The sequence below is a fragment of the Klebsiella sp. GG_Kp173 genome, from assembly GCF_040062415.1.
GTDB lineage: Bacteria > Pseudomonadota > Gammaproteobacteria > Enterobacterales > Enterobacteriaceae > Klebsiella > Klebsiella quasipneumoniae.
On record NZ_JBEAFZ010000088.1, the window covers coordinates 154,471 to 179,382 of the forward strand.

Genomic DNA, 24,912 nt, shown 5'->3' on the forward strand with positions numbered 1-24,912 from the left:
GACGCTGCGTATACGCGCCAGTTCATGGTGTCAGACCGAAATTTCTGACCAGCTATCCGTCGGCGGCAGCTGTGCTTTACCGCCCGGTGTCGACTGCGACACCACCTGCATACTGGCGCTGAGCCAGAGGAATAGCTCGCGGAACTGCAATCCCTTCAACTGCTTCACACCGTTCCTGCCGCTGCGACTGAACTGTTCCATCGACTCCGTCGCGTCGTCTCCTACGCTAATCGGAAACACAGCGACTTTGTTTGCCGCCTGCGCATCACGACACTTCTGCGCAGCCGCCTGCCAGTTGTCCGTGGGCTCGCCATCCGACATTAAAAACAGCCACGGCCGGGTATAGGGAACGCCAGCCGCTTTCAGACGCTGCTTTTCAGCTTCAATTTCGTCCAGCGCCAGGCTAACAGCCTGCCCGGTGGGCGTCAGGCCATTGGCCTCAAGCACCGGAGCGGTGAAGTCCATCGCATCACACCAATCACCGTAGAGTTCACATTCATCATACCCGCCATACTTAATCACCAGCAGGCGAACGCGTTTCGCGGCGATGACATCCTGCTTAAGTTCTTCCTCCAGCAGCTTTAACCCTTCGTTCAACTGCGCGATTGGCTGACCCTGCATACTACCAGAGCAATCGAGGACCAAAATTAACGGGGTACGCTGTTCGCTGTTATCGATAAATGAAACATCTGGAATAAAAGAGGCCATAACAATCCCTGTCGCTGGTTTTCTGTACCGGAAGAATAGACAGACTCTACAAGCAAGACAAGAAAAAGCTTTTTATTCATATAGTTAATTGGTAATTACGAGACTATCAAGAGAGGGATATATAATTAGTTTTGCAGATGTTTAGCGAGAAAAAGGCAATAAAAAAACCCCGCCTGGGCGGGGTTTTTATTACAAGGAGGCGAAAATTATTTAATTTTAGCTTCTTTGTAGATAACGTGCTGACGTACAACCGGATCGTACTTTTTCAGTTCCATTTTTTCCGGTTTGGTACGTTTGTTCTTCGTGGTGGTGTAGAAGTGACCAGTACCAGCGGAAGAAACCAGCTTGATTTTCTCACGAATACCTTTAGCCATGATTTATTTCCTCTAAGTACTTAGTACTTTTCGCCACGGGCACGCAGTTCAGCCAGAACTGTATCGATGCCTTTCTTATCGATTACACGCATACCTTTAGCAGATACGCGCAGGGTGACAAAACGCTTCTCGCTCTCAACCCAGAAACGGTGAGAGTGCAGGTTCGGCAGGAAACGGCGTTTAGTCGCGTTCAGTGCGTGGGAACGGTTGTTACCGGTCACCGGACGCTTGCCAGTAACTTGGCAGACTCGGGACATGTCTATTCTCCAAAAATCAAATTAGCTCGAGCTTCGTATGGGGTATTGGCGCCTCGTCAGGCTTTACAGCCTGGTCATCGCAGTTCAATGTGAACTCTCGACTGCCAGGCCCAAATGCCAAACCCGAGATTCTCAAAGGTGGCGTAGTATACGCTGACTCGGCGATGTGCTCAAGTCCCGAACAGACAAAGATCCCGAAGGATCGCCAGTCTGGGGCTAAATCCAGCCACGTTCGGCAAAAGATACATACGCACCGCGGCCGATAACCAGATGGTCAAGCACGCGTATCTCCATGAATCGACAACATTTTACCACCCTTTCGGTAATCAGCCTGTCAGCCTGGCTCGGCTCCGGACTACCGGAGGGATGATTATGCGCAAGGATCACGGCGGCGGCGTTCACTTTGATGGCTTCGCGTACAATTTCTCGCGGATGCACCTCAACGTGGCTAAGAGTACCAGAAAAAAGGCGGCTATGTTTCAACACGCGGTTCTGATTATCTAAAAAGATCACCATAAAGATCTCGCGCTCCTCTTCCGTCAGCTGGCTTTGCAAAAATTCCCGCGTCATCGAGGGGGTGATCAGCGCGGCCTCCTCAACCAGCTGCGAGCTAAAATAGCGCCGCGCCAGCTCGGCAATCCCCTTCAGTTGCGCATATTTCGCCAGCCCCAGTCCGTCAACGGCAACCAGTTGCGCTTTATCAGCGGAAAGCAGAGCGTAGAGCGAACCAAAACGCTGCAGTAACGCCTGGGCGTAGCTCAGCACATCCTGACGGCGTGTGCCAATGCGCAGAAACAGCGCCAGTAGCTCAACATCCGTCAGCGCCTCGATGCCGTATTGCAGCATCTTCTCCCGTGGCATCAGATTTTCCGTTCCGTCCATGCGCCCTCCTGCGTGAATCAGCCTATCCTGGCACAACCTGACGGCGCTGCCGAGGCGCCGCTTTTCACCCTGCGTAGCCGCTCGCAAAGTGAATGCCCGTCAGAGGCACGACCACGTCAGGATTGTGATAAGATGCGCGGATTCTGGTCTACGGCAACAGGAATACATCATGATGACTCTGGCGGGTAAAAAAATCGTCCTGGGCGTCAGCGGCGGTATCGCGGCGTATAAAACCCCGGAACTGGTGCGGCGACTGCGTGAACGCGGCGCGGAAGTGCGTGTCGCAATGACGGAGGCGGCAAAAGCGTTCATCACCCCACTCAGCCTGCAGGCGGTATCCGGCTATCCGGTTTCCGATAGCCTGCTCGATCCGGCGGCGGAAGCGGCCATGGGCCATATTGAGCTCGGAAAATGGGCCGACCTGGTGATCCTCGCCCCGGCGACCGCCGATTTGATTGCCCGCGTGGCGGCCGGCATGGCTAACGATTTGGTGTCGACGATCTGTCTTGCCACCCCTTCTCCGGTTGCCGTCTTGCCCGCCATGAACCAGCAGATGTATCGCGCGCAGGCCACCCAGCATAATCTGCAGACGCTCGCTTCCCGCGGCCTGCTGCTGTGGGGACCGGACAGCGGTAGCCAGGCCTGCGGCGACATCGGCCCGGGGCGAATGCTCGATCCGTTAACCATCGTGGAGATGGCCGCACAGCATTTCGCCTCCCCTGTCAAAGATTTGCAACATCTCAACCTCATGATTACCGCGGGCCCGACCCGTGAGCCGTTGGATCCGGTGCGTTACATCTCTAACCACAGCTCCGGTAAGATGGGCTTCGCGATTGCCGCCGCCGCCGCACAGCGCGGCGCGAACGTGACCCTGGTCAGCGGACCGGTATCGCTTCCGACACCGCCCTTTGTGCAGCGTATTGATGTCACTACCGCGCTGGAAATGGAAGCGGCCGTCCAGGCCGGCGCTCAACAGCAGCACATTTTTATTGGCTGCGCCGCGGTGGCGGATTACCGCGCCGCCGCCATCGCCGAAGATAAAATAAAAAAACAAGGTGATGAATTAACAATAAAAATGGTTAAAAACCCGGATATCGTGGCCGGGGTTGCAGCGCTAAAATCGCATCGCCCCTACGTCGTTGGGTTTGCCGCCGAAACGAATAATGTGGAAGAATATGCGCGGCAAAAACGTGCCCGCAAAAACCTCGACCTGATTTGCGCCAACGATGTTTCCCAGCCTAATCAGGGCTTTAACAGCGATAGCAACGCATTACACCTTTTCTGGCAGGATGGGGAAAAGCGCTTACCACTTGAGCGCAAGGAACTCCTGGGCCAATTATTACTCGACGAGATCGTGACCCGTTATGATGAAAAAAATCGACGTTAAGATTCTGGACCCGCGTGTCGGCCAGCAATTTCCGCTGCCGACCTATGCCACCTCCGGCTCCGCCGGACTTGACCTGCGAGCCTGTCTCGACGACGCCGTAGAGCTGGCGCCGGGCGCAACCACGCTGTTGCCGACCGGCCTTGCGATTCATATCGCCGATCCCTCTCTGGCGGCGGTGATCCTGCCGCGCTCCGGCCTGGGTCATAAGCATGGCGTGGTGCTGGGCAACCTGGTGGGCCTTATCGACTCCGATTACCAGGGGCAGCTGATGGTGTCCGTCTGGAACCGCGGTCAGCAGAGCTTTGTTATCGAGCCGGGCGAACGTATCGCGCAGATGGTCTTTGTGCCGGTCGTGCAGGCGGAATTTAACCTGGTGGAATCTTTCGATGCCACCGACCGCGGCGAAGGCGGCTTCGGTCACTCAGGGCGCAAATAGGCCCAGCAACACGGAATCTGCATCCCAACGCGCATAATGCAATAACACCACCGCAAACTCTGGTTTGCGGTCGCGTTGTGGATGTCTGCCTGACAAGTGCTTATTTTCAGGGGTATTTTAAAACATGGCAGAAAAGCAAACTGCGAAACGGAATCGTCGCGAAGAAATACTTCAATCTCTGGCGCTAATGCTGGAATCCAGCGATGGTAGTCAACGTATTACCACCGCGAAACTGGCAGCTTCCGTCGGCGTCTCTGAGGCCGCGCTGTATCGCCATTTTCCCAGCAAAACCCGCATGTTTGACAGCCTGATCGAGTTCATTGAAGACAGTCTGATTACGCGCATCAATTTGATTCTGAAAGATGAGAAGGACACGTCCGCGCGCCTGCGCCTGATTGTTCTGTTGATTCTTGGGTTTGGCGAGCGTAATCCTGGGCTGACGCGCATCCTCACCGGACACGCGCTGATGTTCGAACAGGACCGGCTGCAGGGCCGTATCAACCAGCTTTTTGAACGCATCGAAGTGCAGCTGCGTCAGGTGATGCGCGAGAAAAAAATGCGCGAAGGCGAAGGCTACACGCTCGACGAAACGCTGCTGGCCAGCCAGCTGCTCGCCTTCTGCGAGGGCATGCTGTCGCGCTTTGTGCGCAGCGAGTTCAAATACCGTCCGACGGATGATTTCGACGCCCGCTGGCCGCTGGTCGCCGCACAGCTGCAGTAGTTTTCTTTGCATTGCCCGGTAGCGCTCTGCTTACCGGGCTTTTTCGTTACACGCCGTAGGCTTCGCGATAAGCGCGAACGGCCGCCAGGTGTTCCGCCATCTCCGGTTTCTCTTCCAGGTAAGCGATCAGCTCTTTCAGGGTTACGATCGAGATAACCTGGCAGCCGTAATCCCGCTCCACTTCCTGAATGGCGGAGATTTCACCGCGGCCGCGCTCCTGACGATCCAGGGAGATCAGCACGCCCGCCAGCTGCGCGCCGTTGGCCTGGATGATCTCCATGGATTCGCGAATCGCCGTACCGGCGGTGATCACGTCATCCACCAGCATGACCCGCCCCTGCAGTGGACTACCGACCAGATTGCCGCCTTCGCCGTGAGTCTTTGCCTCTTTACGGTTAAAGCAGTAAGGCAGGTCGCGGTCATGGTGTTCGGCTAACGCCACCGCGGTGGTGGTGGCGATCGGGATCCCTTTGTAGGCCGGGCCAAACAGCAGGTCGAACTCAATCCCGGAATCCACCAGCGCCTCGGCATAAAAACGGCCCAGCAGAGCCAGATCGCGCCCGGTGTTAAACAGGCCGGCGTTAAAGAAATAGGGGCTCTTACGCCCGGATTTCAGCGTAAACTCGCCAAACTTAAGAACCTGCTTGCTAAGCGCAAACTCAATAAACTGGCGCTGATACGGCTTCATGGATTCGCTCCTCATCTTACTTTTTTACGGTCAAAAAAAAGGCGACTTCTCAGTCGCCTTAAAAACTAATCTGCTAACGCCGCCTTCTGCGTCGTAATAATGGATTCGATCCCCCCTCGGGCTAACGCCAGGAGAGTGAGGAGCTCTTCATGGGTGAACGGCTCGCCTTCTGCCGTACCCTGCACCTCAATGATGCGACCATCTTCGGTCATCACCACGTTCATGTCGGTTTCCGCGGCAGAGTCTTCGATGTACTCCAGATCGCAGATGGCTTCGCCATTAACGATCCCAACAGAGACCGCCGCCACCATCCCTTTCATCGGGTTAGTTTTCAGCTTGCCGGCCGCCACCAGCTTATTCAGCGCATCAGCCAGCGCCACGCAGGCACCGGTAATAGACGCGGTGCGGGTGCCGCCGTCGGCCTGCAGCACATCGCAGTCGAGGGTGATGGTAAACTCGCCCAGCGCTTTCAGATCAACCGCCGCGCGCAGCGCACGGGCGATCAGGCGCTGAATTTCCATCGTCCGGCCGCCCTGCTTGCCTTTTGCCGCTTCACGCGCGTTACGCGTGTGCGTTGAACGCGGCAGCATGCCATATTCAGCGGTGATCCACCCCTGTCCCTGTCCTTTCAGGAAACGCGGAACGCCTTCGTCAATGGAGGCGGTGCACAGCACTTTGGTATCACCGAATTCAACCAGCACAGAGCCTTCAGCGTGTTTTGTGTAATTACGGGTCAGGGTGACGGGGCGCACCTGGTTGGCGCTACGACCTGCTGGACGCATGATAGAAATCTCCGGCTTGAAACGAATGTGGCTGCGCATTATACGGATTAAAGGCGCTTATTCCTATCCTGATAAGGTCTCGAAAGCTATAATCCTCCCCACTCTCCTTTAAAAACAGGAACGACTATGATCCGCAGTATGACCGCCTATGCCCGCCGTGAAATCAAGGGTGACTGGGGTAGCGCCGCATGGGAGCTGCGCTCGGTAAACCAGCGCTATCTGGAAACGTACTTCCGCCTGCCGGAGCAGTTCCGTAGCCTGGAGCCCGTGGTACGCGAACGCATTCGCGCCCGCCTGACTCGCGGTAAAGTCGAATGCACCCTGCGTTTTGAACAAGACCCCAGCGCTCAGGGCGAACTCATTCTCAACGAAAAGCTGGCTAAACAGCTGGTTAACGCTGCCAACTGGGTGAAAATGCAGAGCGATGAAGGGGAAATCAATCCGGTTGATATCCTGCGCTGGCCGGGCGTAATGGCCGCCAAAGAGCAGGATCTTGACGCCATCGCCGCCGACATTCTGGCAGCCCTTGACGGCGCGCTGGATGACTTCATCGTCGCTCGCGAAACGGAAGGCCAGGCGCTGAAAACGCTTATCGAGCAGCGTCTTGAAGGCGTGAGCGGCGAAGTGGCGAAAGTTCGCGCCCATATGCCGGAAATTCTCCAGTGGCAGCGCGAGCGTCTGGTCGCCAAGCTGGAGGATGCGGAAGTGCAGCTGGAGAATAACCGTCTCGAGCAAGAGCTGGTGCTGATGGCGCAGCGTATCGACGTTGCCGAAGAGCTGGACCGCCTCGAAGCCCACGTGAAAGAGACCTACAACATTCTGAAAAAGAAAGAGGCCGTGGGTCGCCGTCTCGACTTTATGATGCAGGAGTTCAACCGTGAGTCGAACACCCTGGCGTCAAAATCGATCAATGCCGAGGTCACCAACTCCGCGATTGAGCTGAAAGTGCTGATCGAGCAAATGCGCGAGCAGATCCAGAATATCGAGTAATCTCAGATACCTTTCTGAAGGCCGGTTTACCGGCCTTTTTTCATCCATTTCAAAAGCAATATTTCTTATCCAGTACCCGGCAGGTCAAAAACGCCCCTGCCGCGCACAGCAGCGTCGGGGCCAGATAGCTGTGATCCATGTGGGTGAATTCCATCACCAGCACCACCGCCGTCAGCGGCATCTGCATGGAGGCGGCGAGAAAAGCGGCTGCCCCCACCAGGGCGAAACTACTTTCATCTCCGCCGGGGAACCCTGATTGCCAGAGCGCGCAGAGCAGCAGGCTGGCCAGCCCGCCCACCGCCAGCCCCGGGGTTAGCAACCCGCCCTCCGCGCCGCCGCGCAGCACCGCCAGGATAACCACCATCTTCAGCCCTAACAGGATCGCAACCATGGAGAGAGGCAGCCCGTCGCTGAGCGCCAGCTGCATCGGCCCCTTGCCATTGCCCGGTAGCGCAGGGAGCCAGAGGCTCAGGACGGCAAGAAGTGAAAACGCCAGCAGACAGAACACCGGCATCTGCCAGTTACTTCGCACGCGTGAACGCGCTGCGCTGGTCGCTTTGCGAAAGAGCCAGGCGCCGGCGCCCAGAATCGGGCCCACCAGAATCGCCCACCAGAGAAAGGTGTGCGGAAGCGCGCTGGAAACAAAATGGTATTGCGATTCATCCCCTAACCCGAGGGTGGCCGTCCAGGCGGCAATCGCCGAGGTCATTATCGCCGCCAGCGTTTTTTCCCAGCTAAACGATAGCAGCATGACCTCGAGGGTGAACAACGCCCCTGCCAGCGGGACGTTATACACCGCCGCCAGGCCCGCGCCCGCCCCACAGGCAATCAGCGTGCGGGTGTCATCCTCCAGCAGGCTCAGCTTACGCGCCACCATCCCCCCTCCCAGCGCGCCCATTTCCCGCGGCGCCACTTCGCGGCCAAGCGGGGAACCCAGCGCTACGGTGACGATCTGCAACAGGGCGTGGATCGTCGTGGTGCCCGCGGGCATGGGGACGGAAGGGTTAGCCGCCGCCGCGGCAATGGAAACCCGCTTCTGCCCATAGCGACCAAGCAGCCACCAGCCAAATCCGGCGACGATGCCGCCGGCCACGATTGCCGCGATGCGACGTGGCCAGGGCGACGCCGTGACGCCCTGTAAAAATGACACCGAACCGACGATCTGCCCGGAACTGTAGCCAAAAGCCAGGTGCTGAATGGCGTGTAAAATCAGTGCCAAAACCATGCCGGACAGACCGGCCAGAATCCCGGTTAATACCACGGCCAACAGGCGAGTCAGAGAATGTTTGCTCCCGGCGGCGACACGCATTTTCTCATCTCCTCGAGAAAGAAAATAAAAGGATAAAGGTCGGGACTTAAACATTAGGTATTCGTAGCGTTTTCAATATAGAAAATCGATCGGGAACAAGTCATTACTTTTTCTAATTTTTAAAAATTCAAAAAATAGAAATCAACCGCCAATTAAAGCCAATTTAATCTATATTGGCATTAGTTTTTCCTGGCCTAACTATTTCACTTTAGAAAATCTCAATCGTGATCCTGCGCACAAATCGTTAACCTGCCGGCCACTGTCTGGGGGGATCTATGCTGCTTCATGTTCTGTATTTAATCGGTATCACCGCGGAAGCCATGACCGGAGCGCTGGCTGCCGGGCGTCGGCGGATGGATACGTTCGGCGTCATTATTATCGCCACCGCGACCGCGCTGGGCGGGGGTTCCGTTCGCGATATCCTGCTGGGACACTATCCTCTCGGCTGGGTGAAGCATCCGGAATACGTCATTATTGTCGCCGTCGCCGCCGTCCTTACCACAATTGCCGCCCCGGTAATGCCGCACCTGCGCCGGCTTTTCCTGGTGCTGGATGCGCTGGGGCTGATCGTATTTTCCATCATCGGTGCGCAAATCGCCCTGGATATGGGAGAAGGGCCGGTTATCGCCTCTATTGCTGCGGTCATCACCGGCGTTTTTGGCGGTGTACTGCGCGATATGTTCTGCAAACGCATTCCGCTGGTCTTCCAGAAAGAGCTGTACGCCGGGATCTCGTTTGCCGCAGCGGTACTCTATATAGCGCTGCAACATTACGTTAGCAGCCACGATGTGGTGGTCCTGGCCACGCTGCTGTTCGGCTTTACCGCCCGCATGCTGGCGCTGCGCTGGAAGCTCGGGCTACCGGTCTTCCACTACACCCACGACGCCCACTAACCGCCTCAAAACCCGGGGATGCGTTGCCCGCTAAGCCATTGCGCCAGCGCCGCCACGTCAGGGTGATGCAGGAAAGCCACCAGCTGTCGGGCTCTGATCGCCCCCACGCCCGGCAGCGTGCGCCATTGCGCTTCACTCTTTGCCGTGAGGAGGCGCCAGTTTTCATTTCCAGGCTGCGCCAGCGCCTCCTGGGGCACCGGGATCCCCATCGCCAGCACCCAGCGTATAAAAGGCCGTTTACGAATAAGATCAAACTGATGCCAGAGGTGCTGCCCACGGGCGGCCGAGATCCCAGGCATCGCCTGCAGCTGCTCCGCCGTGAGCGCCAGCCAGGAAAAAAGATGCTCCATCGGGTGCTGCCGCTGAATGACGCGCCATACGTTTTCCCCTACGCCATCGATATCCAGCGCCGACTTTGATGACAACCAGACCAGCCGGGAAAGAAACTGTTCGCTGCACTCAGGGGTGGCGAAATAGCAGGTTAGCGCATTGAATTTGGCCGCCGGCGGCGTCGGTTTAAGGCGCTCGGCCATCCGCCAGACGACCGCGTCGATCCGTGGAATACCCTGACCTGCCAGACTGATCTGCAGCTGATCGCCAACCCCAATATCCAGCGCCTGCCAGCGGGCCACAGAGCCAACGTTAACCCGCTGCACGCGTTTGTCATCCAGTCGCTGGGGCTCAAGCTCAGCCACTACGTTGACTCTACCGCTGCGGCCGGTACTGAAATGGATCGCCCGCACCTCCATCACCCGCGATGCCGGAGGATATTTCCAGGCTGCCAGCCATTCGCCCTTTCCCGGTGACCAGACGCGCCCCGCCGGTTCGCGCCCTTCACGCACAATCACGCCATCGCTGACGAAGGGCAGCGGCGAGCGATACCACCGCTGGCGCCACTCCGCCACCTGCTCAACACGCGTCACCGGATGGGTGTATTGTCCGCTGTAGATAAACCCCGCCTGCGCCAGCAGCTTCTGACGACGGCGCATATCCAACGGACCGTCTGGCCAGGCCCAGATAAAAACGTCCAGCTGGCTGAGGGGCGCCGCCGCGTCAGCCCGCATCATCAACCCGGCGACTTTCGCCCGCGCGTTCATTCCGCCAGCCTGCTGCTGAACATGCCCCTCCCGACGCAGAAACAGCTCCCCCTGCAGCACGCTGTTGGCCAGTTCGCCGGTCGTCAGCTTCGCCAGCGCCGGGATCTGCCGCGCTCGGGCGGTCCACAACTCACCGCGCAGGCCATCCCCGCGGCTGATAGCCTGAACCAGATGCCCCTGGCGATAGACCAGGGTTACCGCCACGCCGTCCACCTTAGGCTGTATCCACAGGTCGGTTTTATTTTTCATCCAGCGGGCCAGGCTGGCTTCATCCGCCAGCTTGCGTACGCCGGTATGGGCGACCGGATGACGCGTATCGCCGGTCGGTGGAGACAGACCGTCCTCCTCAGGCGTCGCGCCCCGAAAGCATTGCCGCCACTGCGTCAGGCGCTGGGTGAGCTGGTCGTAAACGTCATCACTCACCTCGCTGGCGCCCTGTCGCCAGTAAGCCTCGTTCCAGGCGTCAATCTGTTGATGAAGACGTGCAATCTCCTGTCTGCCTTTAGCCGGCGGCCAGTCCGGGCACGTCGCCAGCGCGCTGGCAGAGAACATCCCTATCGCCAGCCACCCCCCTCCTTTACGCATTGCAGTTCCCTCCTTCAGCACCTGACGGAGAGTCTGCGGCAGAATACCGGAAACCGCGACGGGGGCTTTTTCACCCTGCGAAGCGCCTTCCAGGATTTGCACCTCGTTGCAGCAACGGCTGGCGAATTTAGGAAAACGGCAGGCAAAATGAAAGAAACAGCGGCAAAAAGTGTGACAAGGACTGCGTCACGCCGCGGCGACGTGTATAATAGGCTCGTATGTAGGACCTCTTTCGATAACCACATACAAAAGACACTCATGGCTCAAGGCACGCTTTATATTGTTTCCGCCCCTAGCGGCGCGGGTAAATCCAGCCTGATTCAGGCTTTATTAAAAACCCAACCGTTGTATGACACCCAGGTATCGGTTTCCCATACCACGCGGGCGCCGCGTCCGGGTGAAGTGCACGGCGAACACTATTTCTTCGTGAATCACGACGAATTCCGCTCGATGATTGGCGAAAACGCGTTTCTGGAACATGCAGAGGTCTTTGGCAACTATTACGGCACGTCGCGTAAAGCGATCGAGCAGGTGCTGGCGACCGGTGTTGATGTCTTCCTCGATATCGACTGGCAGGGCGCGCAGCAGATCCGTAAAAGCATGCCGGGCGCACGCAGCATTTTTATTCTGCCGCCGTCAAAAGATGAACTGGACCGTCGCCTGCGCGGCCGCGGCCAGGACAGCGAAGAGGTGATCGCGAAACGAATGGCCCAGGCCGTTGCGGAAATGAGCCATTACGCCGAATATGATTACCTGATTGTGAACGATGATTTTGACACCGCCCTGAGCGACCTGAAAAATATCATCCGCGCTGAACGTCTGCGCATGAGCCGCCAAAAGCAGCGACATGGCGCTTTAATCACCAAACTATTGGCAGACTGAACCCACATTCAGTATCATGCCCAGTCATTTCTTCACCTGTGGAGCATTTTAAGTATGGCACGCGTAACTGTTCAGGACGCTGTAGAGAAAATTGGTAATCGTTTTGACCTGGTACTGGTCGCCGCGCGTCGCGCTCGTCAGATGCAGGTCGGCGGAAAGGATCCGCTGGTACCGGAAGAAAACGATAAAACCACCGTAATCGCACTGCGCGAAATCGAAGAAGGTCTGATCAACAACCAGATCCTCGACGTACGTGAGCGCCAGGAACAGCAAGAGCAGGAAGCCGCTGAATTACAAGCCGTTACCGCGATTGCTGAAGGTCGTCGTTAATCACACAGCGGGTCGCCCTTGTATCTGTTTGAAAGCCTGAATCAGCTGATTCAAAACTACCTGCCGGAAGACCAGATCAAACGTCTGCGGCAGGCGTATCTCGTTGCACGTGACGCTCACGAGGGTCAGACACGTTCAAGCGGTGAACCTTATATCACGCACCCGGTCGCGGTAGCCTGTATTCTGGCCGAGATGAAGCTCGACTACGAAACGCTGATGGCCGCGCTGCTGCATGATGTGATTGAAGATACTCCCGCCACCTACCAGGACATGGAACAGCTTTTTGGTAAAAGCGTCGCCGAACTGGTAGAGGGGGTATCGAAACTTGATAAGCTCAAGTTCCGCGATAAGAAAGAGGCGCAGGCCGAAAACTTTCGTAAAATGATCATGGCGATGGTGCAGGACATCCGCGTCATCCTCATCAAGCTTGCCGACCGCACCCACAACATGCGTACCCTGGGCTCGCTACGCCCGGATAAACGCCGCCGCATCGCCCGCGAAACGCTGGAAATCTACAGCCCGCTGGCGCACCGTTTAGGTATCCATCACATCAAAACTGAGCTCGAAGAGCTGGGCTTTGAGGCGCTGTACCCGAACCGCTACCGCGTCATTAAAGAGGTGGTCAAAGCGGCGCGCGGCAACCGTAAAGAGATGATCCAAAAGATCCTCTCGGAAATCGAAGGGCGTTTGCAGGAAGCGGGGATCCCCTGCCGCGTCAGCGGTCGCGAAAAGCATCTGTACTCGATCTACTGCAAAATGGTGCTCAAAGAGCAGCGTTTTCACTCGATCATGGATATCTACGCCTTCCGCGTTATCGTCCACGATGCCGATGTCTGCTACCGCGTGCTTGGCCAGATGCACAGCCTCTATAAACCGCGTCCAGGTCGTTTCAAAGATTACATCGCCATTCCGAAAGCGAACGGCTATCAGTCTTTGCACACCTCGATGATCGGCCCCCACGGCGTCCCGGTCGAGGTACAAATTCGTACCGAAGACATGGATCAGATGGCGGAGATGGGGGTCGCGGCGCACTGGGCTTATAAAGAGCACGGCGGCGAAAGCAGCACCACCGCGCAAATCCGCGCCCAGCGCTGGATGCAAAGCCTGCTGGAGCTGCAGCAGAGCGCCGGCAGCTCGTTTGAATTTATTGAGAGCGTTAAATCCGATCTGTTCCCCGATGAGATTTACGTTTTCACCCCGGAAGGGCGCATTGTCGAACTGCCCGCTGGCGCCACGCCGGTGGACTTCGCCTATGCGGTGCATACCGATATCGGCCATGCCTGCGTCGGCGCGCGCGTCGACCGCCAGCCCTATCCACTGTCGCAGCCGCTCTCCAGCGGTCAGACTGTCGAAATTATTACCGCGCCGGGCGCACGTCCGAATGCCGCCTGGCTGAACTTTGTCGTCAGCTCGAAGGCGCGCGCCAAGATCCGTCAGCTGCTGAAAAACCTCAAGCGCGATGACTCGGTCAGCCTTGGCCGTCGTCTGCTCAACCACGCGCTGGGCGGTAGCCGCAAACTCGCCGAGATCCCGCCGGAGAATATCCAGCGCGAGCTCGACCGGATGAAGCTGGCCTCGCTTGACGATCTGCTGGCGGAGATCGGTCTGGGCAACGCCATGAGCGTGGTGGTGGCGAAAAACCTGCAGCAGGGCGAAGCCGCTGCGGCACCGGTGCCGGCCAATGCCTCGAACCACGGCCATCTGCCAATCAAAGGCGCCGATGGCGTGCTGATCACTTTCGCCAAATGCTGTCGTCCGATCCCCGGTGACCCGATTATCGCCCACGTCAGTCCCGGCAAAGGGCTGGTTATCCATCATGAATCCTGTCGTAACATCCGCGGCTACCAGAAAGAGCCGGAGAAATTTATGGCGGTTGAGTGGGATAAAGAGACCGCTCAGGAGTTCATTACGGAGATCAAGGTGGATATGTTTAATCACCAGGGCGCACTGGCTAACCTGACGGCGGCGATCAACACCGCCTCTTCCAATATCCAGAGTCTGAATACGGAAGAGAAAGATGGCCGCGTATACAGCGCCTTTATCCGCCTGACCGCCCGCGACCGCGTGCATCTGGCGAATATCATGCGCAAAATCCGCGTCATGCCGGACGTGATTAAAGTCACCCGTAACCGAAATTAGCTTTTAGACAAAACATTCGAATTGCATCAAGGCAGCAAGCGAATGACAAATCTGCCGGGAGCAGATTTGAACGCTGCTTGCAGGCCCCGTCAGGGGCGAGGCCCAGGGATGGGCCGCGTGATCCGCAGCGACTAAAGAGGTAATTCGAAGGATGAAGTGTAATGAATTCACAGCGTTATGCGCGTATCTGCGAGATGCTCGCCAGGCGTCAGCCTGACCTGACGGTCTGCATGGAGCAGGTCCATAAGCCCCATAACGTCTCTGCGGTCATCCGGACCGCAGACGCCGTTGGCGTACACGAGGTGCACGCGGTCTGGCCGAGCAGCCGGATGCGCACCATGGCCTCCGCCGCCGCGGGCAGCAACAGCTGGGTGCAGGTGAAAACCCACCGTACCATCGCAGATGCCGTCGGCCACCTCAAAGGCCAGGGTATGCAAATCCTCGCCACCCATCTTTCCGGCAAAGCCATCGATTTCCGTGAAATCGACTATACGCGCCCAACCTGCATCCTGATGGGTCAGGAGAAAACCGGCATCACTCAGGAAGCGCTGGCCCTGGCCGATCAGGACATTATTATCCCGATGATCGGCATGGTGCAGTCGCTGAACGTCTCCGTCGCCTCGGCGCTGATCCTGTATGAAGCCCAGCGGCAGCGACAGAACGCCGGGATGTACCAACGCGCCAACAGCATGCTGCCGCCGGAAGAGCAGCAGCGCCTGCTGTTTGAAGGCGGCTATCCGGTGCTGGCCCGCGTCGCGAGACAGAAAGGGCTACCTTACCCCCACGTTAACGAGCAGGGCGAAGTGGAAGCCGATGCCGCGTGGTGGGCCACCATGCAGGCTGCGAGGTAAACCCCATGTCAGGCCGCCTGTTAGATGCCGTTCCGCTCAGTTCACTCACCGGCGTTGGGGCTGCGCAGAGCAGCAAGCTGGCGAAGATCGGCCTGCATACGGTACAGGATCTGCTGCTGCACCTGCCTTTGCGCTACGAAGATCGCACCCATCTTTACCCGATAGCCGATCTGCTGCCCGGGGTTTATGCCACCGTGGAAGGCGAAGTGCTCAACAGCAATATCACCTTCGGCGGCCGCCGAATGATGACCTGCCAGATCAGCGATGGCACCGGCATCCTCACCATGCGCTTTTTCAACTTCAACGCGGCGATGAAAAACAGCCTCGCGACCGGTCGACGAGTGCTGGCCTACGGTGAAGCCAAACGCGGGAAGTACGGCGCCGAGATGATCCACCCGGAATACCGCGTCCAGGGCGATATGAGCACCCCGGAGCTGCAGGAGACCCTGACGCCGGTCTACCCGACTACCGAAGGCATTAAGCAGGCGACCCTGCGCAAGCTCACCGATCAGGCGCTCGAGCTGCTCGAGACCTGCGCAATTAGCGAACTCCTGCCGCCGGAGCTGTCGCAGGGGATGATGAGCCTGCCGGAGGCGCTGCGTACGCTGCACCGTCCGCCTCCCTCCTTGCAACTTAGCGAGCTGGAAAGCGGCAAGCACCCGGCGCAGCAGCGCCTGATTCTGGAAGAGCTGCTGGCGCACAACCTCAGCATGCTGGCGCTGCGGGCGGGCGCCCAGCGCTATCACGCCCTGCCGCTCGGCGCCAACGATACCCTGAAAAATCAGCTGCTGGCCTCCCTACCCTTTAAGCCCACCGGCGCGCAGGCGCGGGTCACCGCCGAGATCGAGCGCGATATGGCGCTGGACGTGCCGATGATGCGCCTGGTGCAGGGCGACGTCGGCTCCGGTAAAACGCTGGTCGCCGCCCTGGCCGCTCTGCGCGCTATCGCCCACGGCAAACAGGTGGCGCTGATGGCGCCCACCGAACTGCTCGCCGAGCAGCACGCCAACAACTTCCGCAGCTGGTTTGCACCGCTGGGCATTGAGGTCGGCTGGCTGGCGGGCAAACAGAAAGGCAAAGCCCGCCAGGCGCAGCAGGACGCTATCGCCAGCGGCGAGGTGCAGATGATTGTCGGCACCCACGCCATCTTCCAGGAACAGGTGCAGTTTAACGGCCTGGCGCTGGTGATCATCGACGAACAGCACCGCTTCGGCGTACACCAGCGGCTGGCGCTGTGGGAGAAAGGTCAGCAGCAGGGTTTCCACCCGCATCAGCTGATCATGACCGCCACGCCGATCCCGCGCACCCTGGCGATGACCGCCTACGCCGACCTCGATACCTCGGTTATCGACGAGCTGCCGCCGGGCCGAACCCCGGTGACTACCGTCGCTATCCCGGACACCCGGCGCAGCGATATTATTGACCGCGTGCGCAACGCCTGCACCCACGAAGGCCGCCAGGCCTATTGGGTCTGTACGCTGATTGAGGAGTCCGATCTGCTGGAGGCCCAGGCGGCGGAAGCGACCTGGGAGGAGCTCAAGCTGGCGCTGCCGGAGCTGAATATCGGTCTGGTGCATGGGCGGATGAAACCGGCGGAGAAGCAGGCGGTGATGCAGGCTTTCAAGCAGGGCGAAATGCATCTGCTGGTGGCCACTACGGTCATTGAAGTCGGTGTCGACGTACCGAACTCGAGCCTGATGATTATCGAAAACCCGGAACGTCTGGGTCTGGCTCAGCTGCACCAGCTCAGAGGGCGCGTCGGGCGCGGCGCGGTCGCTTCCCACTGCGTGCTACTCTATAAATCGCCGCTCTCTAAAACGGCGCAGAAACGCCTGCAGGTGCTGCGTGACAGTAACGACGGTTTCGTCATCGCCCAGAAAGACCTTGAAATTCGCGGTCCCGGTGAGCTGCTCGGCACCCGCCAGACCGGCAACGCTGAGTTTAAAGTGGCGGATTTGCTGCGCGATCAGGCGATGATCCCCGACGTTCAGCGCATTGCGCGTCACATTCATGAACGCTATCCGCTGCAGGCCCAGGCGCTGATCGAGCGCTGGATGCCGGAAACCGAACGCTATTCCAACGCGTAGCGCGCTTTTGCCGCGCTGCGGGCAATCTTTCTACACAATGAGTGGATTATGAAACGAGAACTGGCCATCGAATTTTCGCGTGTCACCGAAGCCGCCGCGCTGGCGGGCTATAAATGGCTGGGCCGCGGCGATAAAAACTCCGCCGACGGCGCAGCGGTTAACGCCATGCGCATTATGCTTAACCTCGTCAATATCGACGGCACCATCGTCATCGGCGAGGGCGAAATCGATGAAGCGCCGATGCTCTATATCGGCGAAAAAGTGGGCACCGGCCAGGGCGATGCGGTGGATATCGCCGTCGATCCCATCGAAGGTACCCGGATGACGGCGATGGGCCAGGCTAATGCCCTGGCAGTGATGGCGGTCGGCGATAAAGGCTGCTTCCTCAACGCGCCGGATATGTATATGGAAAAGCTGATTGTCGGCCCAGGCGCTAAAGGCGCTATCGATCTCAATCTGCCGCTGGAAGAGAACCTGCGCAATATCGCCCGCGCGCTGAACAAGCCGCTGGGCGAGCTGACCGTCACCGTGCTGGCGAAACCGCGCCACGATGCGGCGATTGCTCAGCTGCAGCAGCTGGGCGTGCGCGTGTTCGCCATTCCCGATGGCGACGTCGCGGCCTCCATTCTCACCTGCATGCCGGATAGCGAAGTGGACGTGCTGTACGGCATCGGCGGCGCGCCGGAAGGGGTGGTTTCCGCCGCGGTGATCCGCGCGCTCGACGGCGATATGCAGGGCCGCCTGCTGGCTCGTCACCACGTGAAGGGCGACAGCGAAGAGAATCGCCGCATCGGTGAAAACGAGCTGGCGCGCTGCAAAACCATGGGCATCGAAGCGGGTAAAGTGCTGCGCCTTGATGAAATGGCGCGCAGCGATAACGTCGTCTTCTCCGCTACCGGCATCACCAAAGGCGATCTGCTGGACGGCATTACCCGTAAGGGCAATATGGCCACCACCGAGACGCTGCTGATCCGCGGCAAGTCGCGCACCATCCGTCGGATCCAGTCGATTCATTACCTCGACCGTAAAGATCCGGACGTCCAGCAGCACATCCTGTAATACCGCTTTCTCTCCTCCAGGCAACCGTCCGCGGGCGGTTGTCCTGTTCTTCGTTTATATTTGATCAATAGAGCTTTCTTGCGCCTGCGGGGTGGAAATCTTGCCCGTCTGGGCCGAAGATAAGGCATCGCTTGGCAACAGGAGAAGACGATGGCGGACTGGGTTAGCGGCAAAGTGACAAAAGTGGAGTACTGGACGGACGCCTTGTTCAGTTTATACGTGCGGGCGCCTGTCCATCCGTTTACCGCCGGGCAATTTACCAAGCTCGGGCTGGAAATCGACGGCGAACGCGTGCAGCGCGCCTACTCCTACGTCAACGCCCCCGGCAATCCCGATCTCGAGTTCTATCTGGTCACCGTCCCGGAAGGCAAGCTGAGCCCGCGTCTGGCGGCGCTGAAACCGGGCGATGAGGTCCAGGTGGTGAGCGAAGCGGCTGGCTTCTTCGTCCTCGAGGAAGTACCGGATTGCGATACTCTGTGGATGCTGGCGACCGGCACCGCCCTCGGGCCTTATCTGTCGATTCTCCAGGAAGGCAAAGATCTTGAGCGATTTAATCATCTGGTGCTGGTCCACGCCGTGCGCTACGCCGCGGACCTGAGCTATCTGCCGCTGATGCGCGAACTCGAGCAGCGCTACGCCGGCAAATTACGCATCCAGACGGTGGTCAGCCGCGAAACCGTGGCAGGCTCGCTGACCGGCCGGGTGCCGTTCCTGATTGAAACCGGGGCGCTGGAGGAGGCGGTCGGCCTGCCGATGACCCGCGACACCAGCCATGTGATGCTGTGCGGCAACCCGCAGATGGTGCGCGATACCCAACAGCTGTTAAAAGAGACCCGGCAGATGACCAAACATCTGCGTCGCCGGCCGGGCCACATGACGGCGGAGCACTACTGGTAATCAGGCGTCCGCTTTCCAGCGCACGTCCTGGGTCTCCTTGCCGAACTTATTCTCGCCCTGGGTGCCGACAAACGCCCCAAGGTCGATCAGCATCATGACGATAATCAGCGTCGGCACAAAGCGCCCGACGCCCCACTGCCAGACCTGCGGCAGCATCGCCCAGTTCCCCGCCAGCAGCATCCACGCCAGAATCATCAGCAGCGCCCACAGTCCGGATTTGCCGCGATCGTGCAGCCGCTTCACCACCACCGCCGCCGTCGGCCACAGCAGGCAGACAATAATAAACGCCGCCGTCTGCAGATTAAGCAGATTGCTGCCTGCCAGGGTGAACAGCGCGCTCATGGTCACCAGCCAAATGGCAATCCAGATCCAGAAATCGCGGCGGCCAATGCGCCCTTTAATTGAGAATAACCACTGCTGTAGGGTCATGCGTTTTTCCTTATCATCATCGTCTGCGTAGTTTACCCTGGCGTTGTGACTTTTTGACAAGCGCCGCGCTTCCCGATTTAATCGTCAGCAGGCAAAAAAAGGAACGACGGGCATGAAGAAGTGGACAATCTTGTGTTTCAGTGGGCTGATGGGCCTTGCCGTCGGCCCGCATGCGTTGTCCGCAGAAAGCGAATCGACGACCGCTGCCCCCTACCTGCTCGCCGGCGCGCCGAGCTTTGACCTGTCGATCAGCCAGTTCCGGGAAAAATTTAACACCGATAACCCGAAGCTGCCTCTGAATGAATTCCGTTCCATATCAACCAGCCGCGATCGGGCTAACCTGACCCGCGCCGCCAGCAAGATTAACGAAAATCTCTATGCCTCCACCGCGCTGGAGCGCGGCACGCTGAAGATCAAATCCATGCAGATCACCTGGCTGCCGATCCAAGGGCCGGAGCAAAAGGCGGCGAAGGCCAAAGCGCTGGAGTATATGAGCGCCATGATCCGCGCCTTCGTGCCCACCCTTAGCCCGGCGCAGAGCCAGCAAAAACTGCAGAAACTGCTGACTGCCGGCAAAGGCAAACGCTACTTCTCCGACACCGAGGGCGCCGTGCGCTATGTGGTGGCAGATCATGGTGAAAAGGGTCTGACCTTCGCTGTTGAACCGATTAAGCTGGCGCTATCTGAAACGCTGGAAGGTAACAATAAATGACAAAAAGCAAAGCCTTTCCAGTGACGAGTCTCTATACTGTTTCACAGACCATGCTGCCCTCTGGGGCGGCTATATTCCTTAATTCGCTTAAGTAGCGTGGAGAATTAAAATGCGACATCCTTTAGTGATGGGTAACTGGAAACTGAACGGCAGCCGCCACATGGTAAACGAACTGGTTGCGAACCTGCGTACCGAGCTGGCTGGCGTAAGCGGCTGCGCAGTTGCCATCGCCCCGCCGGAAATGTATCTGGACCTGGCTAAGCGTGCGGCAGAAGGCAGCCACATCCACCTGGGCGCGCAGAACGTTGACGTAAACCTGTCCGGCGCTTTCACCGGTGAAACCTCCGCCGAAATGCTGAAAGATATCGGCGCGCAGTACATCATCATCGGCCACTCCGAACGTCGTACCTACCACAAAGAATCCGACGAGCTGATCGCGAAGAAATTCGCCGTGCTGAAAGAGCAGGGTCTGACTCCGGTACTGTGCATCGGTGAAACCGAAGCCGAAAACGAAGCGGGCAAAACGGAAGAAGTTTGCGCACGTCAGATCGACGCGGTACTGAAAACGCAGGGCGCTGCCGCTTTCGAAGGCGTGGTTATCGCTTACGAACCGGTATGGGCTATCGGTACCGGCAAATCCGCGACCCCGGCTCAGGCTCAGGCGGTGCACAAATTCATCCGTGACCACATTGCTAAAGCTGACGCGAAAATCGCTGAGCAAGTGATCATCCAGTACGGCGGTTCCGTTAACGCTGGCAACGCCGCAGAGCTGTTCACCCAGCCGGACATCGACGGCGCGCTGGTTGGCGGCGCCTCCCTGAAAGCTGACGCTTTCGCGGTGATCGTTAAAGCAGCAGAAGCGGCGAAAAAAGCGTAATTCGCTTTTCCCGGTGGCGACACGCGACCGGGTTGACTGACAAAACGTGGGAGCCCGGCTTAGCACAGCGCAAGCCGGGCTTTCTTTTGCCGCTACAGTTTCCCCAACAGCTGATACCACGCGTAGTCCAGCGGCAGTAAAATCAAATAGCTCACCGCCGCCAGCGCCAGACAAAGCAACATCCCCGCCCTCGCCGGGACTTTGCCTAACCCCATCGCGACCACGATTGGCGACGCCTGATACGGCAGCAGCGGCGTGGAATAGCCCAGCACCTGAATCATAATCACGCTCAGCAGCGGGAAGTCGGTGGCGTCGGCAAAGCTCTGGGCAAAGGTGGTATACAGCGCCGGCACGCCGTTGGCGGTCATAATAAAGTTCAGCGCGCTGGTAATTCCGGTCAGCGCCAGGAAGCTGGTGAAAGGATTGTCTTTATCCAGGGGCATCACCTGCAGCAGCGCATTGCCCACCACGCCGCCAATCCCGGTTTGGGTGACGGTGATCGCTAGCCCCAAAATCCCGGCAACATAAATACAGGTGCGCATATTCACCCCGCTGGCAAACTCTTCGCCGCTGATAAAGCCCACCCGCGGCAACAGCGTGACCACCGCCGCCGCCAGGCCGGTCCACGCCGGGCCGATGCCATGCCAGCTCTCGGTCACCCACAGCGTGAGGACCACCGCCAGCAGCCACGCCAGACGCTTCTCGTCGCGGCTCATCGCCGGCAGCGGCGCCAGGTCGCGCGGCGGATGCGGCTTACCGGGAAACAGCCAGCAGATCAGCGCCACCAGCGCCGCCCCTTTCAGCCAGCCAAGCACCGGCGTATGCAGCAGTAAATAGGGAACATAATTCAGATGGATACCGTACGAGCCCTCCGCCGCGCCGCTCATCACCAGATTCGGCACGTTGGCGGGCAAAATCGTCGCCGAAAGCTGAAAGGTGCCGAACCCCACCGCCAGCGCCAGGCCGAACCAGCCGCGGCTGCCGTCGGCAATGCCCGCCCGGCGGGCCATCGCCGCCACGATCGGCATCAGCAGCGCGATGCGCCCCATGTTGGAAGGCATCACGAACGCCAGGGCATAGCTCAGGAGTACCACGCTGGCGACCATCCGCGGCCAGGAGTCGGTTAGCCGCGCCGACAGCGCCTGCGCCGCCCGGTCCGCCAGCCCGGTTTTACGGATCGCGATGCCGAGCACAAAGCCGCTGAACACCAGCCAGAAGGCCGAGGAGGCAAAGCCGCCAAAGATCACCTCCGGCGGGGCGATTTTCGCCATCATCGCCGCAGCGAAAAACAGCAGCGCGGTGATAAATTCCGGCAGCAGCGACGTCGCCCAGAGCACAATGGTAACGCCGACAATCAGTGAAGGGAGGAACAGCGGGTGGGTAAGCCAGAGCGACATGCCTGTCTCCTGTCGTTTTTTTCAGCAAGAATACGACGACAGGTAAGACAGGTAAACGCCAGAACTAGTGGTTTGCGTTAAGGATGGCGCAGCGATGATCCTGGATCTCTTCCGCCGAGGCCCGGTTCAGGGACAGCAGGTTACGCTCCGTCGCCAGCAGCACCAGAGAGCCGTCGCTCTGCTGCGCCATCGCCAGCGCGTAGCGTCCCATATGCTGACGCGCCTCCGGCACCTCTTCCGCCAGCATCAGGAACGGGCTGCGCTGGGCGAGCTCCGCCTCCGTCACCCGGCGCGCCAGATATTCATGGCCCTGAAGCCCACCCGGCAACGGCAGCCAGCGGCTGCTGATCGCCGCCGCATCCTTGTCTAACTGCGCGCGCACATCGGGGCGCAGGCAAGAGATATGAATATGGAAATGGTTTTGCGTGCGTCCGCTGCGCGAGTTGATCGCCAGCGATACCGCGTTATCAGGAACCGGCGCGCCGTGGTGCTGGCTCATGATCTCACGCCCCTGCCAGGCCTGCCAGAAGAAGTTCGGCGTCAGTGGATCCAACAGCAGCGGGCTTTCGGTGCCGTTAATGCGGTAGGTCGGCATCAGCAAATACTGCAGCGGGCCGTTACGATCTTTAAACAGCACATAGCCGCCCTTGAGGTTCACTTCGGCACACGGCGACGGGTTTTGCTGCTGTTGCTGATGGGGAACGCACTGCTGCAGAACAATCTTGCGCAACGCGTCCGGGTTGCCAGAGTGCAGCCAGTAGTAGCCGCCCGCCAGCGCCGCGAGGATCGCCACCAGCAGCGCCAGCAAAAAGTATCTTACTCTTCTCATTTTCATTCCCTGTTAAGCCTGAAGCGGAAGAGTAACGTAATTTGATGACTAAATGAAAACAGATGACGGGCGGAGCGTTTTCCGGGTCGCGGCTGGCGCCTTACCCGGGCTACGCACAGCGCAGAACTGTAGCCCTGCTAAGCCTAGTGCAAGCAGGGATTCCCGGGTGGCGGCTGACGCCTTACCCGGGTTACGCACAGCGCAGAACTGTAGCCCTGCTAAGCGTAGCGCAAGCAGGGACAAGAGAATTAACGCTGGCTAATCTGGTCGAAGGTGCCGCCGTTGGAGAAGTGCTCTTTCTGCGCTTTCGTCCAGCCGCCGAACTCCTGATCGATAGTGAACAGTTTCAGTTTCGGGAATTCATTAGCATATTTCTTCGCCACGTTCGGATCGCGCGGACGGTAGAAGTTCTTCGCCGCAATCTCCTGGCCTTCCGGCGAGTAGAGATACTTCAGGTACGCTTCCGCCACCTGGCGGGTGCCTTTCTTATCCACGACTTTATCGACCACCGAAACGGTCGGCTCAGCCAGAATCGACTCACTCGGGGTCACGATTTCAAACTTGTCTTTGCCCAGTTCGTTGGTCGCCAGCAGCGCTTCGTTTTCCCAGGCGATCAGCACATCGCCGATCCCGCGTTCTACGAAGGTATTGGTCGAACCGCGCGCGCCGGAGTCCAGCACTTCCACGTTTTTATACAGCGCCTTGACGAAATCCTGGGCTTTCGCCTGGTCGCCATGGTTCTGATGCAGGGCATAGCCCCAGGCCGCCAGGTAGTTCCAGCGAGCGCCGCCGGAGCTTTTCGGGTTCGGGGTGATGACCGACACGCCCGGTTTGATCAGATCGTTCCAGTCATGGATCTGTTTCGGGTTGCCCTTACGGACGAGGAACACGATGGTGGAAGTATAGGGCGCGGAGTTATCCGGCAGGCGCTTCAGCCAGTTTTTATCGATACGGCCGCGCTCGGCGATCGCGTCGACGTCGTAGGCCAGCGCCAGCGTAACCACATCCGCTTCAATACCGTTAATCACCGAGGTCGCCTGCTTGCCGGAGCCGCCGTGCGACTGGCGGATCACCACGTTGTCGCCGGTCTCCTGCTTCCAGTGCGCGCTGAACGCTTTGTTGTACTGTTCGTACAGCTCGCGCGTTGGATCATAAGATACGTTTAATAGCTGAAAATCTTTTGCCAGAACGCTGGCGGATGCCAGCAACAGAGTTAACCCTACGCCCCACTTATTCATCGCACCGCTCTCTTTATGTCGTGTTGTGATGGGCTAAGCGTGCCAGAAAGCGATTCAATGATTAAAGAATAAAAAA

The 24,912-nt window shown here is 58.6% G+C and carries 26 protein-coding genes; 14 read left to right on the plus strand and 12 right to left on the minus strand.

What is annotated here, in order from left to right; all coding sequences use genetic code 11:
* Positions 1–30: 30 nt before the first annotated feature.
* The 4 genes from ABLU50_RS23695 to radC all read right to left on the minus strand — a co-directional run bounded on the left by ABLU50_RS23695 (position 31) and on the right by radC (position 2,221).
* The gene (locus tag ABLU50_RS23695; RefSeq protein WP_023319335.1) at positions 31–708 is read right to left on the minus strand and encodes a VWA domain-containing protein; all 678 of its coding nucleotides are present in this window, start codon (positions 706–708) and stop codon (positions 31–33) included.
* A gap of 206 nt (positions 709–914) precedes the next feature.
* Positions 915–1,082, minus strand: a complete 168-nt coding sequence (gene rpmG / locus ABLU50_RS23700) for a 50S ribosomal protein L33 (RefSeq protein ID WP_002922510.1) — start codon at positions 1,080–1,082, stop codon at positions 915–917.
* Between the two features lie 20 nt (positions 1,083–1,102).
* A complete protein-coding gene (rpmB, locus tag ABLU50_RS23705) occupies positions 1,103–1,339 on the minus strand; it encodes a 50S ribosomal protein L28 (RefSeq protein WP_000091955.1) in 237 nt (78 codons plus the stop codon).
* Positions 1,340–1,555: 216 nt separating this feature from the next.
* Positions 1,556–2,221, minus strand: coding sequence for a DNA repair protein RadC (gene radC / locus ABLU50_RS23710; RefSeq protein ID WP_023319336.1), 666 nt, complete (start codon positions 2,219–2,221; stop codon positions 1,556–1,558).
* A 172-nt stretch (positions 2,222–2,393) separates the two neighbouring features.
* Here radC and coaBC point away from each other — a divergent pair, with 172 nt between their 5' ends.
* From coaBC to slmA, 3 genes are all read left to right on the plus strand, one after another.
* Positions 2,394–3,608 carry a bifunctional phosphopantothenoylcysteine decarboxylase/phosphopantothenate--cysteine ligase CoaBC gene (coaBC, locus tag ABLU50_RS23715; RefSeq protein WP_032431274.1) on the plus strand — a complete coding sequence of 405 codons (1,215 nt, stop codon included), beginning with the start codon at positions 2,394–2,396 and terminating at the stop codon, positions 3,606–3,608.
* A complete protein-coding gene (gene dut, locus ABLU50_RS23720) occupies positions 3,586–4,044 on the plus strand; it encodes a dUTP diphosphatase (RefSeq protein WP_017900056.1) in 459 nt (152 codons plus the stop codon). Before coaBC ends, dut begins: the two co-directional genes overlap by 23 nt.
* Positions 4,045–4,168: 124 nt before the next feature.
* Positions 4,169–4,765 (plus strand): nucleoid occlusion factor SlmA, encoded by a 597-nt coding sequence (slmA, locus tag ABLU50_RS23725; protein WP_004205072.1) that lies wholly within the window; start codon positions 4,169–4,171, stop codon positions 4,763–4,765.
* A gap of 46 nt (positions 4,766–4,811) precedes the next feature.
* On the opposite strand, the gene pyrE is transcribed toward slmA, so the two are convergent.
* Entirely contained in the window at positions 4,812–5,453 is a 642-nt protein-coding gene (gene pyrE, locus ABLU50_RS23730) for an orotate phosphoribosyltransferase (RefSeq protein WP_004205073.1), read from the minus strand.
* A 65-nt stretch (positions 5,454–5,518) separates the two neighbouring features.
* Positions 5,519–6,235: a ribonuclease PH gene (gene rph, locus ABLU50_RS23735; protein WP_023319338.1), complete on the minus strand. Its 717-nt coding sequence runs from the start codon at positions 6,233–6,235 to the stop codon at positions 5,519–5,521.
* Between the two features lie 126 nt (positions 6,236–6,361).
* Here rph and ABLU50_RS23740 point away from each other — a divergent pair, with 126 nt between their 5' ends.
* Positions 6,362–7,225 carry a YicC/YloC family endoribonuclease gene (locus ABLU50_RS23740; RefSeq protein ID WP_004205076.1) on the plus strand — a complete coding sequence of 288 codons (864 nt, stop codon included), beginning with the start codon at positions 6,362–6,364 and terminating at the stop codon, positions 7,223–7,225.
* A 49-nt stretch (positions 7,226–7,274) separates the two neighbouring features.
* Here ABLU50_RS23740 and ABLU50_RS23745 read toward each other — a convergent pair whose 3' ends face one another.
* Positions 7,275–8,534: a chloride channel protein gene (locus ABLU50_RS23745; protein ID WP_069603477.1), complete on the minus strand. Its 1,260-nt coding sequence runs from the start codon at positions 8,532–8,534 to the stop codon at positions 7,275–7,277.
* Positions 8,535–8,809: 275 nt separating this feature from the next.
* Here ABLU50_RS23745 and ABLU50_RS23750 point away from each other — a divergent pair, with 275 nt between their 5' ends.
* Entirely contained in the window at positions 8,810–9,427 is a 618-nt protein-coding gene (locus ABLU50_RS23750) for a trimeric intracellular cation channel family protein (RefSeq protein WP_002922654.1), read from the plus strand.
* A 5-nt stretch (positions 9,428–9,432) separates the two neighbouring features.
* Here the strand turns inward: ABLU50_RS23750 and ligB are convergent, their stop codons facing one another.
* Positions 9,433–11,109 (minus strand): NAD-dependent DNA ligase LigB, encoded by a 1,677-nt coding sequence (gene ligB / locus ABLU50_RS23755; protein ID WP_087832326.1) that lies wholly within the window; start codon positions 11,107–11,109, stop codon positions 9,433–9,435.
* Positions 11,110–11,367: 258 nt separating this feature from the next.
* Between ligB and gmk the strand changes: the two genes are divergently transcribed.
* From gmk to fpr, 7 genes are all read left to right on the plus strand, one after another.
* A complete protein-coding gene (gene gmk, locus ABLU50_RS23760) occupies positions 11,368–11,991 on the plus strand; it encodes a guanylate kinase (RefSeq protein WP_002922664.1) in 624 nt (207 codons plus the stop codon).
* Between the two features lie 54 nt (positions 11,992–12,045).
* On the plus strand, positions 12,046–12,321 hold the full coding sequence (rpoZ, locus tag ABLU50_RS23765) for a DNA-directed RNA polymerase subunit omega (protein WP_000135058.1): 276 nt from the start codon (positions 12,046–12,048) through the stop codon (positions 12,319–12,321).
* A gap of 18 nt (positions 12,322–12,339) precedes the next feature.
* Positions 12,340–14,460 (plus strand): bifunctional GTP diphosphokinase/guanosine-3',5'-bis pyrophosphate 3'-pyrophosphohydrolase, encoded by a 2,121-nt coding sequence (gene spoT, locus ABLU50_RS23770; protein WP_004205080.1) that lies wholly within the window; start codon positions 12,340–12,342, stop codon positions 14,458–14,460.
* Between the two features lie 161 nt (positions 14,461–14,621).
* Positions 14,622–15,311 (plus strand): tRNA (guanosine(18)-2'-O)-methyltransferase TrmH, encoded by a 690-nt coding sequence (trmH, locus tag ABLU50_RS23775; RefSeq protein ID WP_023319341.1) that lies wholly within the window; start codon positions 14,622–14,624, stop codon positions 15,309–15,311.
* A gap of 5 nt (positions 15,312–15,316) precedes the next feature.
* Positions 15,317–17,398, plus strand: coding sequence for an ATP-dependent DNA helicase RecG (gene recG / locus ABLU50_RS23780; protein ID WP_043522747.1), 2,082 nt, complete (start codon positions 15,317–15,319; stop codon positions 17,396–17,398).
* A gap of 48 nt (positions 17,399–17,446) precedes the next feature.
* Positions 17,447–18,457 carry a class II fructose-bisphosphatase gene (gene glpX / locus ABLU50_RS23785; protein WP_004205085.1) on the plus strand — a complete coding sequence of 337 codons (1,011 nt, stop codon included), beginning with the start codon at positions 17,447–17,449 and terminating at the stop codon, positions 18,455–18,457.
* Between the two features lie 150 nt (positions 18,458–18,607).
* Positions 18,608–19,354 carry a ferredoxin--NADP(+) reductase gene (gene fpr / locus ABLU50_RS23790; RefSeq protein ID WP_004205086.1) on the plus strand — a complete coding sequence of 249 codons (747 nt, stop codon included), beginning with the start codon at positions 18,608–18,610 and terminating at the stop codon, positions 19,352–19,354.
* Here fpr and ABLU50_RS23795 read toward each other — a convergent pair whose 3' ends face one another.
* Positions 19,355–19,783 (minus strand): DUF805 domain-containing protein, encoded by a 429-nt coding sequence (locus ABLU50_RS23795; RefSeq protein ID WP_004173894.1) that lies wholly within the window; start codon positions 19,781–19,783, stop codon positions 19,355–19,357. It lies immediately after the preceding gene.
* 112 nt (positions 19,784–19,895) lie between these two features.
* Between ABLU50_RS23795 and ABLU50_RS23800 the strand changes: the two genes are divergently transcribed.
* Both ABLU50_RS23800 and tpiA read left to right on the plus strand, forming a co-directional pair.
* Complete coding sequence (locus ABLU50_RS23800; RefSeq protein ID WP_004205087.1) at positions 19,896–20,495, plus strand: YiiQ family protein; 600 nt, start codon at positions 19,896–19,898, stop codon at positions 20,493–20,495.
* A gap of 109 nt (positions 20,496–20,604) precedes the next feature.
* Positions 20,605–21,372 (plus strand): triose-phosphate isomerase, encoded by a 768-nt coding sequence (gene tpiA / locus ABLU50_RS23805; protein WP_002922909.1) that lies wholly within the window; start codon positions 20,605–20,607, stop codon positions 21,370–21,372.
* 92 nt (positions 21,373–21,464) lie between these two features.
* Here tpiA and ABLU50_RS23810 read toward each other — a convergent pair whose 3' ends face one another.
* From ABLU50_RS23810 to ABLU50_RS23820, 3 genes are all read right to left on the minus strand, one after another.
* Positions 21,465–22,769, minus strand: a complete 1,305-nt coding sequence (locus ABLU50_RS23810) for an SLC13 family permease (protein ID WP_087832325.1) — start codon at positions 22,767–22,769, stop codon at positions 21,465–21,467.
* 64 nt (positions 22,770–22,833) lie between these two features.
* Complete coding sequence (locus ABLU50_RS23815) at positions 22,834–23,604, minus strand: CDP-diacylglycerol diphosphatase (protein ID WP_074195322.1); 771 nt, start codon at positions 23,602–23,604, stop codon at positions 22,834–22,836.
* 242 nt (positions 23,605–23,846) lie between these two features.
* Complete coding sequence (locus ABLU50_RS23820; protein ID WP_004205090.1) at positions 23,847–24,836, minus strand: sulfate ABC transporter substrate-binding protein; 990 nt, start codon at positions 24,834–24,836, stop codon at positions 23,847–23,849.
* Positions 24,837–24,912 lie beyond the last annotated feature (76 nt).

Bases quoted from the DNA above. Each gene is read 5' to 3' on its own strand.
- ABLU50_RS23695 (WP_023319335.1), bottom strand. From the start codon at position 708: ATGGCCTCTTTTATTCCAGATGTTTCATTTATCGATAACAGCGAACAG.
- rpmG (WP_002922510.1), bottom strand. From the start codon at position 1,082: ATGGCTAAAGGTATTCGTGAGAAAATCAAGCTGGTTTCTTCCGCTGGT.
- rpmB (WP_000091955.1), bottom strand. From the start codon at position 1,339: ATGTCCCGAGTCTGCCAAGTTACTGGCAAGCGTCCGGTGACCGGTAAC.
- radC (WP_023319336.1), bottom strand. From the start codon at position 2,221: ATGGACGGAACGGAAAATCTGATGCCACGGGAGAAGATGCTGCAATAC.
- coaBC (WP_032431274.1), top strand. From the start codon at position 2,394: ATGACTCTGGCGGGTAAAAAAATCGTCCTGGGCGTCAGCGGCGGTATC.
- dut (WP_017900056.1), top strand. From the start codon at position 3,586: ATGATGAAAAAAATCGACGTTAAGATTCTGGACCCGCGTGTCGGCCAG.
- slmA (WP_004205072.1), top strand. From the start codon at position 4,169: ATGGCAGAAAAGCAAACTGCGAAACGGAATCGTCGCGAAGAAATACTT.
- pyrE (WP_004205073.1), bottom strand. From the start codon at position 5,453: ATGAAGCCGTATCAGCGCCAGTTTATTGAGTTTGCGCTTAGCAAGCAG.
- rph (WP_023319338.1), bottom strand. From the start codon at position 6,235: ATGCGTCCAGCAGGTCGTAGCGCCAACCAGGTGCGCCCCGTCACCCTG.
- ABLU50_RS23740 (WP_004205076.1), top strand. From the start codon at position 6,362: ATGATCCGCAGTATGACCGCCTATGCCCGCCGTGAAATCAAGGGTGAC.
- ABLU50_RS23745 (WP_069603477.1), bottom strand. From the start codon at position 8,534: ATGCGTGTCGCCGCCGGGAGCAAACATTCTCTGACTCGCCTGTTGGCC.
- ABLU50_RS23750 (WP_002922654.1), top strand. From the start codon at position 8,810: ATGCTGCTTCATGTTCTGTATTTAATCGGTATCACCGCGGAAGCCATG.
- ligB (WP_087832326.1), bottom strand. From the start codon at position 11,109: ATGCGTAAAGGAGGGGGGTGGCTGGCGATAGGGATGTTCTCTGCCAGC.
- gmk (WP_002922664.1), top strand. From the start codon at position 11,368: ATGGCTCAAGGCACGCTTTATATTGTTTCCGCCCCTAGCGGCGCGGGT.
- rpoZ (WP_000135058.1), top strand. From the start codon at position 12,046: ATGGCACGCGTAACTGTTCAGGACGCTGTAGAGAAAATTGGTAATCGT.
- trmH (WP_023319341.1), top strand. From the start codon at position 14,622: ATGAATTCACAGCGTTATGCGCGTATCTGCGAGATGCTCGCCAGGCGT.
- recG (WP_043522747.1), top strand. From the start codon at position 15,317: ATGTCAGGCCGCCTGTTAGATGCCGTTCCGCTCAGTTCACTCACCGGC.
- glpX (WP_004205085.1), top strand. From the start codon at position 17,447: ATGAAACGAGAACTGGCCATCGAATTTTCGCGTGTCACCGAAGCCGCC.
- fpr (WP_004205086.1), top strand. From the start codon at position 18,608: ATGGCGGACTGGGTTAGCGGCAAAGTGACAAAAGTGGAGTACTGGACG.
- ABLU50_RS23795 (WP_004173894.1), bottom strand. From the start codon at position 19,783: ATGACCCTACAGCAGTGGTTATTCTCAATTAAAGGGCGCATTGGCCGC.
- ABLU50_RS23800 (WP_004205087.1), top strand. From the start codon at position 19,896: ATGAAGAAGTGGACAATCTTGTGTTTCAGTGGGCTGATGGGCCTTGCC.
- tpiA (WP_002922909.1), top strand. From the start codon at position 20,605: ATGCGACATCCTTTAGTGATGGGTAACTGGAAACTGAACGGCAGCCGC.
- ABLU50_RS23810 (WP_087832325.1), bottom strand. From the start codon at position 22,769: ATGTCGCTCTGGCTTACCCACCCGCTGTTCCTCCCTTCACTGATTGTC.
- ABLU50_RS23815 (WP_074195322.1), bottom strand. From the start codon at position 23,604: ATGAAAATGAGAAGAGTAAGATACTTTTTGCTGGCGCTGCTGGTGGCG.
- ABLU50_RS23820 (WP_004205090.1), bottom strand. From the start codon at position 24,836: ATGAATAAGTGGGGCGTAGGGTTAACTCTGTTGCTGGCATCCGCCAGC.